Origin of the sequence: Streptomyces acidicola (assembly GCF_009377235.1) — a bacterium.
GTDB lineage: Bacteria > Actinomycetota > Actinomycetes > Streptomycetales > Streptomycetaceae > Streptomyces > Streptomyces acidicola.
This window is the reverse complement of sequence record NZ_VMNX01000299.1, coordinates 1-10,238: the sequence shown is the minus strand read 5'-3', so window position 1 is coordinate 10,238 and position 10,238 is coordinate 1. Positions and strand designations below refer to the sequence as shown.

Sequence of the window (10,238 nt, the reverse complement as noted above, 5' to 3'; positions counted from 1 at the left end):
CACCCCCGCCGAACCCCCGGCCGCCGACGGCCAGGCGATCCAGAAGACGCTCATCAGCCTGCTGCCCAAGGACGTCGAGGTGGTCTCGAAGGGGGGTCAGGAGAGCGAGTACGGCTTTGTCGTCGTCGACGACGGCAAGGGCGCGACGTTCGTGCAGATCAATGTGCAGCCCGGCATGTCCGACGTCGAGAGCGAGCTCTTCGGGCCCGACGCCGAGGTCCTGCCGGACGGCACCAAGGTGACCACACGGCAGGGCCCGGGCGACGACAAGGTCGTGGGGCTCGTCATGTGGACCGTCGACACCCTCCGCACCGACGGCCTGCGGGTCGTGGTGATGGCCTTCAACTCGCGCTCACAGCACACCGCCCCGAACCGCGACACCCCCGCCCTCACCATGGGGGACCTCAGGAAGGTCGCCACAAGTGAGCAGTGGGAACAGCTCCTTCAGGCCGACTGATCGGCGGATCGGGCTGAACGGGCTGAACGGGCTGAACGGCCCGATCAGAAGAACTCCGCCCACGGCTGGTCCCAGATCTGCTTCACGCACAGCACCACGAACAGCACGCCCGCGACCGCGAGCATCACGTTGCTCAGCGGCCCGTTGCGCCACTCGCGCGGGGTGCGGTCGGAGTTGAGGAGCCAGATCAGGGTGAGGGCGAGGAACGGGAGGAAGGCCGCGCCCAGGACGCCGTAGATGATGATCAGGCGGAAGGGCTCGCCCTGGAAGAGCAGCACCATGGGCGGGAAGGTCAGCCACAGCAGGTACGCGCGGAACGGCCACGACCGCTCCCGCTCGCCCGACGCGACCTCCTCGCCCTTCAGCTCCCCGCCGCGCGTGCTGTAACGGGCCACGAAGTCGGCGAACATCAGGCTCACCCCGTGCCAGACGCCGATCAGCGAGGTGTAGGAGGTGGCGAAGAAGCCGATCAGGAAGAACTTCGCGGTGGCCGAACCGTACTCGTCCTCCAGGATGTCGCCGAGCTGGATCAGGCCCTTGTCGCCGCTCGCGATGGCGATGTTCGCGGAGTGCAGCAGCTCCGCGCCCACGAAGAGCATCGCGATCACGAAGATGCCGGTCGTGGCGTACGCGACCCGGTTGTCGAGGCGCATGACCTTCATCCAGCCCGAGTTCGTCCAGCCCTTGGCGTTGACCCAGTAGCCGTACGCGGCGAGCGTGATGGTGCCGCCGACGCCGCCGATCAGGCCGAGGGTGTTGAGGATGGAGTCCTTCTCGTCGGGCAGGACCGGGAGGAGGCCGGCGAAGGCGTCGGGGAGGTTCGGGGTGACGCGGATGGCCAGGTAGACCGTCACCACGAACATGACGCCCACCAGGACCGTCATGACCTTCTCGAAGACGGCGTACTTGTTGAACCAGACGAAGACCAGGCCGGCCAGGCCGCAGAGGATGCCCCACCACTTGAGGTCCATGACGTCCGGGAACAGCGCCTGCAGCGGCAGCGCGCTCGACGACATCGCGGCCGCGCCGTACACGAAGCCCCAGATCACGGCGTAGACGGCGAAGAACCACATGGTCCAGCGGCCGAGGCTCGCCCAGCCGTCGAAGAGGGTGCGTCCGGTGGACAGGTGCCAGCGGCCCGCCGCCTCGGCGAGGGAGATCTTGACGAGACAGCCGATCACCGCGGCCCACAGCAGGGTGTAGCCGAAGTTGCTGCCGGCGATGAGGGTCGCGACGAGGTCACCGGCGCCGACGCCGGTCGCGGCGACGACGATGCCGGGGCCGATGTACTTCCAACTGGACTTTCGAGGGGCTGAAGTGGGCTTTCCTGTCGCTGTGTTGTCCGTGGTGTCCGCCATGCGGATCAAGAAAGCGTAAAGCGGACGACGGCACAAGAGGGCATACGGTGAAGGAAATCGGCCGTCTGGCCGCTTCAGACCGGTCACTCGCCCCGCGAAAGCGCCGGGCTCGCCCCACGAAAGCACGGGGCTCGCCCCGGGAAGCGCGCCGGAACTCCCGGCTACGGCCGTCGCCCGCCGCAGCCGTCCAACCCGCACGTGGCGAGTTCGAACCAGACGGTCTTGCCCGGCCCGTCCTGATGGCAGCCCCAGCGGCGTGCGAGCGTGTCCACCAGGAACATCCCCCGGCCGTCCTCCGACGTCTCCGTGACCCGGTGCACCCGGGGACGGCGTCCGTCGGCGTCGGACACCTCGCAGCGCAGCACGCCGTGCGCCGCCGACAGGGTCAGCCGCAGGCGGCTGCAGGCGTGCACCACGGCGTTGGTCACGAGTTCGCTGACGAGGAGTTCCGCCGTCTCGCTCTGTTCGGTGAGCCCCCAGCTCTCCAGTTGCCTGCGGACCTCCGCGCGGGCCCGGCCGGCCGCGGAGGGGCAGGGGTCGTACTCGACACTTCGGTGGCCGGCACCCGGCGGCAGCGGGGAGAGCGTGCCGAACCGGGGGCCGTGGTCGGGGAGTTGTCGTTCGTGTGCCTCGTATCCCACGAAAAGTCGCAGCATGCGTTCAGGGTGCGCTTCCCCGGAGTCCGGCGTCCGGCGCACGGGAGGAATACATGCTTCCGGGTGTACGCGTACCGCCTATGCCCTGGTCGTGGTGCCAAGCCCGGCCAATTTCCGAGCAGTTCAGGCCAACAGAGGGTCGTCAAAATCACCCCTACCCTTGACCTGCCCATGCCACCCCCGCACGATGAGCGCCACACCCGCACCAGAAGTCGTACGTCGCGCTGAACCACCCCCCGCTCCACACCCCCGGAGAAACTAGGAGACTTCATGCGACTCCGCATACGCGGCAGCGGCAACGGCAACGGCAACGGCAGACCAGGTCGCCGTTCCGCCGCCCTCATCGGCCTGCTGGCGCTCGCCCTCGCGGCCCCCGTAGCCGCGACGACCTCCACCGACGCCACGGCGACCAGCGCACAGCGCCCCTCGGCCTCGGCGGACGACATCCGCCAGTACGAGGTCCACATGCGCTCGGACTCCGCGTCCCGTACGGCACTCCAGCAGTCCGGCGTGACCGTGGACGACGCCGACTCCCACTCGGTCTTCGTCTCCGGCCGCGCGGACCAGGTCAGGAAGCTGAAGCAACTGGGATACGAGGTCTCGCCGTTGGGCGCGGCCCCCGACCGTTCGGGCGGCGAGGACGACGTAAGGCTCCTCGACTTCCCCTCGGCCGACTCGCGCTACAACAACTACGCCGAGATGAACGCGCAGATCGACCAGCGGATCGCGGCGTACCCGAACATCATGAGCAAGCGCGTGATCGGCAAGTCGTACGAGGGCCGGGACATCATCGCAGTCAAGATCAGCGACAATGTCGCGAGCGACGAGTCCGAGCCCGAGGTGCTGTTCACCGCCCAACAGCACGCCCGTGAGCACCTCACCGTCGAGATGGCGTTGTATCTGATCCGTGAGCTGGGCGCGGGCTACGGCTCCGACTCCCGCGTCACGAACATGGTCAACAACCGTGAGATCTGGATCGTCCCGCAACTCAACCCGGACGGCAGCGAGTACGACATCGCCACCGGGTCGTACCGCTCGTGGCGCAAGAACCGCCAGCCCAACAGCGGTTCGTCGGCCGTCGGAACGGACCTGAACCGGAACTGGAACTATCGGTGGGGCTGCTGCGGCGGGTCCTCCGGGTCCACGTCCTCGGAGACCTACCGGGGTCCGTCCGCCGAGTCCGCGCCCGAGGTGAAGGTCGTCGCCGACTTCGTGCGCAGCCGGGTCGTCGGCGGTGTCCAGCAGATCAAGGCGGGCATCGACTTCCACACGTACAGCGAGCTGGTGCTCTGGCCGTTCGGGTACACCACCGCCGACACCACCACCGGGATGACGGCGGACGACCGCAACGCGTTCGCGACCGTCGGCCAGAAGATGGCCGCCAGCAACGGGTACACACCCGAGCAGTCCAGCGATCTCTACATCACGGACGGCTCGATCGACGACTGGCTGTGGGGCAACCAGAAGATCTTCGGCTATACGTTCGAGATGTATCCGTCGTCGGCCGGCGGAGGCGGTTTCTACCCGCCCGACGAGGTCATCGAGCGGGAGACGTCCCGGAACCGGGACGCGGTGCTGCAGCTGCTGGAGAACGCGGACTGCATGTACCGGTCCATCGGCAAGGAGGCCCAGTACTGCGCGTAGCGCTCCGCTGGGAAAGCCGGTCGACTTGAGGTTGTCGGGGAACTGCGGGTCCGTCGTGGCCGGTCGCGCAGTTCCCCGCGCCCCTTACGGGGCGCTCTCCTCAGCCGCGCCGTCCTCCGCGTCGGCCGCGCTGTCCTCCGTCTCCGCCGCGCCCTCCTCGAAGTACGCGTCCAGCACCTCGTCCAGCTGCGAGTCCCACTCCTGGAAGCGGCTCCTGGACGTCGCCTCGATCTCGATCGGGTACCAGCGACGGTCTGGGGTGTGCACCGTCACGGTGAACCGCTTCCCGAAGCGCGGTGTCTCGGTCTCCAGGGCGCCGATCTCGTCCCAGCGGAACTCGCACCGCTGGTCGTCCAGGGAGAGTCGTACGCCCTTGTGGTCCGCGACGATCTTCGCGCGGCGGTCGGAGGCCTCGAAGACGGGACCGTCGGGGGTTTCCTCCTCTTCGGTCCCCTCGCTCTCTTCGGCCTCCTCGGACTTCTCGGCGTCCTCCGGCTTCTCGGCATCGGCCGAGGGCTCCTCGGGTGCCTTGTCCTCGACCGGGGCCGCACCGTCGGTGCCGGTGTCGGCATCGGTGTCGGTGTCGACGTGTGCGTCTGCGTCGGCCTCGACCGCCTCCTTCGGCTTGGCGTCCTTCGGTTCGCCGGACACGGGTGAGGTGAGCCCGGGGATGAAGGCCGGGTCGAATCCGGCGCCCTCCAGGGGCTGGCTGCTCGAACCTATGCGCTGCTCCACAGCGGGCAGTATGGTCGACGATCCTGTGCCTGGCACAGCCAGCCCCTGGTTCGTTACACGCATTAAATGCGTCACCATGCGTCACACGAAGAAGCTCAGGCCCGCCGCCACCACGAAACCGGCCACCGACAGCACCGTTTCCAGGACCGTCCAGGACTTCAGGGTGTCGCGTTCGCTGATGCCGAAGTACTTGGCGACCATCCAGAAGCCGCCGTCGTTGACGTGCGAGGCGAAGATGGAGCCCGCCGAGATCGCCATGATGACCAGGGCGATGAAGGCCTGGGAGTGGTCGCCCTCCGAGAGCAGCGGCGCGACGATGCCCGCCGTCGTGACGATCGCGACCGTCGCCGAGCCCTGGGCCACGCGCAGGACCACGGAGATCAGATACGAGAGGACGATCACCGGGAGGCCGACGTCGTTGAAGGTGTCCGAGAGTGCCTGGGCGACCCCGCTGCCCTTGAGGACCGCGCCGAAGACCCCGCCGGCTCCGACGACGAGCAGGATGTTGCCGACGGGCTTGAGGGAGGCGGTGGACACCGTCTCCAGGGACTTGCGGGACCAGCCGCGGCGGATGCCGAGCAGGTAGTACGCCAGGAACAGGGCGAGCGTGAGCGCCACGAACGGGTTGCCGAAGAACTCGATCACGGAACGTCCCGTGGACGGGTCCAGGGCGATCGAGGAGAACGTGGCGGCGAGGATGAGGACCAGCGGCGTACCGATGATGGCCAGCACCGTGGCGAGCGGCACCGGCTTCTCCGGGGGCTCGACGCCGGACGCGCGCTGCTCGTCGAGCACGGCCTGCCTGGCCTCGGCCGCCGCCTCCACCATGTCCTGCGGTACGGCGACGAAGATCCGCCTGCCGATCCAGGCCGAGTACGCCCAGGCGGCGATCACGGCCGGGATGCCGCAGACGACGCCCATGAGGATGACCCAGCCGAGGTCCACCTTAAGGAGTCCGGCGGCGGCCACCGGGCCGGGGTGCGGGGGCAGGAAGGCATGGGTCACGGACAGGCCCGCGAGCAACGGCATGCAGTACAGCAGGATCGACTTGCCGGAGCGCTTGGCGGCGGCGTAGACGATCGGCGCAAGGACGAAGATGCCGACGTCGAAGAAGACCGGGATACCGAAGATCAGGCCCGTGAGGCCCATGGCAAGAGGGGCGCGCTTCTCGCCGAAGAGGTTCAGGAGGCGGGACGCCAGCACCTCCGCGCCGCCGCTCACTTCGAGGATCGCGCCGAGCATGGTGCCGAGGCCGATGATGATCGCGACATGGCCGAGGATGCCGCCCATGCCGGACTCGATGGTGGACACCGCGTCCGACTTCTGGACCGTGCCGAAGAGTTCGGTGACGGACAGGCCCGCCGCCAGGCCGACGGCTATGGAGACCGCCAGGAGGGCCACGAACGGCTGGAGTCTGACCTTGATGATCAGGACGAGGAGCAGCACGATCCCGAGGGCCGCGACCGTGAGGAGTCCGGCGGTGCCGTCTATGAGGACGAGCAGGCCACCGGTGTGCGGGGGTGGCTCCGGCGGGGCGGAGGCTGCGAGCTGATGGGGCGAGAACTGGGAGGAGAACTGAGGGGAGGACAGCGGGAGGGACACGATGGGGGACCTTTTCGTGGGTTCATGGTGCTTTCGGGCAGGGGGTATCGCGGTACGGCGCCCCGTGCGGGAAGTGGGTGGCGCCGGACCGTGATGGCTTACGGAGTACGGGAGTTGAAGCTGCGGGAGTTGAGGGTGCGGGAGTTGAGGGTGCGGGAGTTGAAGCTGCGGGAGTTGAAGCTGCGGGGGCTCAGCCGAGTACGGCCAGGGCGTCGATCTCGACGAGGAGGCCCGCGGGGAGGCCCACGTAGACCGTCGTGCGGGCGGCGGGCGGAGCCGTGAGCTGCTGCTCCTCGAAGTACTGGTTGTAGATCGCGTTCATCTCGGCGAAGTGGTCCACATCGGTGAGGTAGACGCGGATCATCATCACGTCGTCCCAGCCGGCGCCGCCCTCTTCGAGGATCGCCTTGACGTTGGCGAGGGTCTGGAGGGTCTGCTCGCGCAGGGTGGGCCCGGCGGGCGTCGGGGGCCTGCCCTCCTCGGCCGGCAGGAAGCCGACCTGGCCGGCGACCTGGAGGATGTTCCCCTTCCTCACTCCGTGCGAGAACTTCGCTGGCGGGGTGGTGTGGGTCTTCGGGGTGAGCGCGATCTTCTCGGTCATGCGGGGTCCTTCGCCTTCGCGGTGGTGGGGTGCTTGGCCTTCACGGTCATGGGGTCGTCCTGCCCGAGTACTCGCGGCTGATGGCCTCGGCGGTGCGGCGTACCAGGGGGAGCAGGGTGAGGAGTTCGTCGCCGGTGACGACGACGTTCGGGGCCGAGACCGACATCGCGGCGACGACCCGGCCGTCGGTGCCGCGAACGGGGGCGCCGACGCAGTTGATGGACTCCTCGTGGCCACCGAGGTCGGTGGCCCAGCCCTGTTCGCGCACCCGCTCCAGTTCCTTGAGGAAGGCGGGCGCGTTGGGCGTCGAACGGGGCGTGTACAGGGGGTAGTCGAGCTTGTCGGCGAGGGCGCGGCGCTCGGCCTCGGGGAGGTCGGCGAGGAGCAGCTTCGCGACGGCCGCAACGGTGATCGCGACGGGTTTGCCGATCCGGGAGTACATGCGCACCGGGTAGCGGCTCTCCACCTTGTCGATGTAGAGGACCTCGTTCTCCTCGTAGACCGCGAGGTGGACGGTGTGGCCGCACTCCTCGTTGAGGCGTACGAGGTGGGGGTGGGCGATCTCTCGGATGTCGAGGTTCTCGACGGCCTCCTGGGCGAGGGCGAAGAGGCGGGCACCGAGGCGGTAGCGCTGGTCGGACTGGCGGTAGACGAGGCCGTGCTCATGGAGCGTGCGAAGGAGGCGCAGGGCTGTCGACTTGTGGACGCCGAGGCGGTCGGCGACCCGGCCCAGGTCGGCGGGGCCCTCGGCCAGTAGCGGCAGGATGCTGAGGGCACGGTCGACGGTCTGGCTCATGGGTGGTGTACCTCCTCCTCGGCCCGCGTGACGGCTCGGTCAGCGCCTGCGTCGACACCTTGAACGACGCCTTGAACGACAGCTTGATCGACACCTTGATCGACAGCTGGGTCAATGACCTGATCGACGGCTTGTGTCCAGCCGGGGCCGAGACGAAGTGTCCCCCACGTCGCGTCGTCCAGGGCGGCCAGGCGGTCGGCCTGGTCGCGGGCGGGGGGTGTGCCGAGGTCGCCGGGGGCGGTGAGGGCGGCCGCGGCCATGAGGTGGCCGTGCCGGAGGCGCTCCCGCGCGGGGAGTCCCCGCAGGGTCGCGGACAGGAAGCCGGCGGCGAAGGCGTCCCCGGCGCCCACGGTGGCGACGACGTCCACGTGGAGCGCGGGGGCGAAAGCCACGGTGTCTTCCGCCGAGTGCGCTTCCCAGTGCGGTTCCATGAGGCGGGGCTCCGCAGCGTGCGGTTCCCTCTGGTGCGTCCGCTCGAAGAGCGTGGCGCCCTGTGCGCCCTGCTTCACGACCAGCGCGCGGGGCTCGGGGAGGGTGTCCCGGATGGTCCTGGGGTCGGCGTCGACGCCCCAGGCGGCCGCCGCCTCGTCGGAGCCGACGAACACGAGGTCGGCGCGGCGGGCCAGATCGAGGAGGACGCCTGGGCCGTCGGGGTCGCGCCACAGGCTGGGGCGGAAATTGACGTCGAAGGAGACGAGCGGGCGGCCGGGACCGGGCGCGGTCAGTTCCCGGAGCAGGGCGAGGCAGTCGTCCGACAGGGCCGCCGTGATCCCGGAGAGGTGCAGGACGCGGCCCGCCCGCACCGCCGCGAGGTCGACGTTCCCCACGGCCATCGCGGACGCCGCCGAGCCCGCGCGGTAGTACGCCACCTCGTGCCCGTCCCCGTCCCGGTCACTCGCCGTACGGAAGTACACGCCCGTGGGGCGCTGCGGGTCCCGTCGTACGGCCGACACGTCCACGCCGTACCCGCCGATGGTCTCGACGAGGTGGTCACCGAACCCGTCGGCGCCCACGCGGCTCACCCACCGTGCCGCGTGCCCGGCGGCGGCGAGCGCACAGGCGACGTTGGACTCCGCGCCCCCGATGCCCCGCTCGAATGACGGAACGTCGGCGAGGCGGCCCGGCCGGGAGGGAAGGAAGGTGACCATGGACTCGCCGAGCGCCACTACGTCCACACAGGCTCCTTGTCGGTGCTGGGCGTCGGTGCTGGGCCAACAGATCCCGTTGACCCGGTGTTGGCTGGGATGTTAGACAGCAGTGAGCGACATACGCAATGACCGTTGCAGATATCGCAATTCACCTGATCAGGGAGGCTCCATGGGTGCGGAAGCCAGTACCGATGTACGAACCAGTACCGACGTACGGACCGAAGCCCTGGCCGGCCTGGCCGCCGAGCGGGTCGGCCACCGTTTCAAGGGCCTCCCCCCGGACGCCGCAGGCCTGACCGTCGGCGAGCTCACGGCCGAGCGCCGCAACCTCTTCACCGGTGGCTTCACCACCCCGGTGCTCGCCCTCTCCGCCGAGCGCCTGGAGCACAACCTCGCGCTCATGGAGACGTACACGGCCCGTCACGGCCTGGCGTTCGCACCGCACGGCAAGACGTCCATGGCCCCGCAGCTCTTCTGGCAGCAGATCGACCGGGGCGCGTGGGGCATCACGCTCGCGGTGCCGCATCAGGTGCGGGTGGCACGGGAGTTCGGGATCGAACGGATCTTCCTCGCCAACGAGGTGGTCGACGAGGCGGCGCTGACCTGGATCGCCGCCGAGCTGAACGCCCACCCCTCCTTCCGGCTCGTCTGTTACGTCGACTCCGTGCGCGGGGTCGAGTTGATGGACGCGGCGCTGCGCGGTGTCGCCTCCCGCCCGCTGGACGTGGTCGTCGAGCTGGCCGCCGGTGAAGGGGCGCGTACCGGGGTGCGGACCGAGGCGGAGTGCGCGGCGGTGGCGGACGCGGTGGCTGCCGTGTCCACGCTGCGGCTGGTGGGGGTGGCCGGTTACGAGGGCGAGGTGCCCGAGGCGGACCCGGAGCGGGTGCGCGCCTGGCTGCGGCGGCTCACCGCGCTGGCGGCGGGCTTCGACGAGGCCGGGCGGTTCGCGGGCCTGGACGAGATCGTGGTGAGCGCGGGCGGCAGCGCCTGGTTCGACGCGGTGGCGGACGTGTTCGCCGAGCTTCCCGAACTGTCGCTGCCGGTGCTGAAGTTGCTGCGCTCCGGGGCGTACGTCTCGCACGACGCGGGCCACTACGGGCGCGTGACCCCGTTCAACCGCGTCCCCGAAGAGGGCGCCCTCCACCCCGCCTTCCGCCTCTGGGCGCAGGTGGTGTCCCGCCCCTCCCCCGAGCAGGCCTTCGTCAACGCGGGCAAGCGGGACGCGGCGTACGACCTGGATC

9 protein-coding genes and 1 pseudogene are annotated in these 10,238 nt (G+C 69.5%); 3 read left to right on the top strand and 7 right to left on the bottom strand.

Translation table 11 applies throughout. The features are described 5' to 3' along the window. Nucleotides 1-457 (top strand): annotated as a pseudogene (locus tag FPZ41_RS47560) (hypothetical protein); the annotation flags it as partial. A gap of 44 nt (nucleotides 458-501) precedes the next feature. On the opposite strand, the gene FPZ41_RS41290 reads toward FPZ41_RS47560, so the two are convergent. After that, a complete protein-coding gene (locus tag FPZ41_RS41290) occupies nucleotides 502-1,815 on the bottom strand; it encodes an Nramp family divalent metal transporter (protein ID WP_152869349.1) in 1,314 nt (437 codons plus the stop codon). A gap of 161 nt (nucleotides 1,816-1,976) precedes the next feature. Next, entirely contained in the window at nucleotides 1,977-2,471 is a 495-nt protein-coding gene (locus FPZ41_RS41285; protein ID WP_152869347.1) for an ATP-binding protein, read from the bottom strand. A 270-nt stretch (nucleotides 2,472-2,741) separates the two neighbouring features. On the opposite strand from FPZ41_RS41285, the gene FPZ41_RS41280 reads away from it, so the two are divergent. Next, entirely contained in the window at nucleotides 2,742-4,115 is a 1,374-nt protein-coding gene (locus FPZ41_RS41280) for a M14 family metallopeptidase (RefSeq protein ID WP_152869345.1), read from the top strand. A gap of 84 nt (nucleotides 4,116-4,199) precedes the next feature. Here the strand turns inward: FPZ41_RS41280 and FPZ41_RS41275 are convergent, their stop codons facing one another. The 5 genes from FPZ41_RS41275 to FPZ41_RS41255 form a co-directional block, all read right to left on the bottom strand. Further along, nucleotides 4,200-4,850, bottom strand: coding sequence for a hypothetical protein (locus FPZ41_RS41275; protein ID WP_322621381.1), 651 nt, complete (start codon nucleotides 4,848-4,850; stop codon nucleotides 4,200-4,202). 81 nt (nucleotides 4,851-4,931) lie between these two features. Next, a complete protein-coding gene (locus FPZ41_RS41270; protein ID WP_152869353.1) occupies nucleotides 4,932-6,440 on the bottom strand; it encodes a GntP family permease in 1,509 nt (502 codons plus the stop codon). A gap of 202 nt (nucleotides 6,441-6,642) precedes the next feature. Continuing rightward, nucleotides 6,643-7,053, bottom strand: a complete 411-nt coding sequence (locus FPZ41_RS41265) for a RidA family protein (RefSeq protein WP_152869343.1) — start codon at nucleotides 7,051-7,053, stop codon at nucleotides 6,643-6,645. 46 nt (nucleotides 7,054-7,099) lie between these two features. After that, on the bottom strand, nucleotides 7,100-7,849 hold the full coding sequence (locus tag FPZ41_RS41260; RefSeq protein ID WP_152869341.1) for an IclR family transcriptional regulator: 750 nt from the start codon (nucleotides 7,847-7,849) through the stop codon (nucleotides 7,100-7,102). Then, nucleotides 7,846-8,997 (bottom strand): sugar kinase, encoded by a 1,152-nt coding sequence (locus tag FPZ41_RS41255; protein ID WP_152869351.1) that lies wholly within the window; start codon nucleotides 8,995-8,997, stop codon nucleotides 7,846-7,848. The genes FPZ41_RS41260 and FPZ41_RS41255 overlap by 4 nt, the downstream gene beginning before the upstream one ends. 169 nt (nucleotides 8,998-9,166) lie before the next feature. On the opposite strand from FPZ41_RS41255, the gene FPZ41_RS41250 reads away from it, so the two are divergent. After that, nucleotides 9,167-10,238: alanine racemase (locus tag FPZ41_RS41250; protein WP_152869339.1), on the top strand; the 1,072-nt coding region annotated here is incomplete at its 3' end.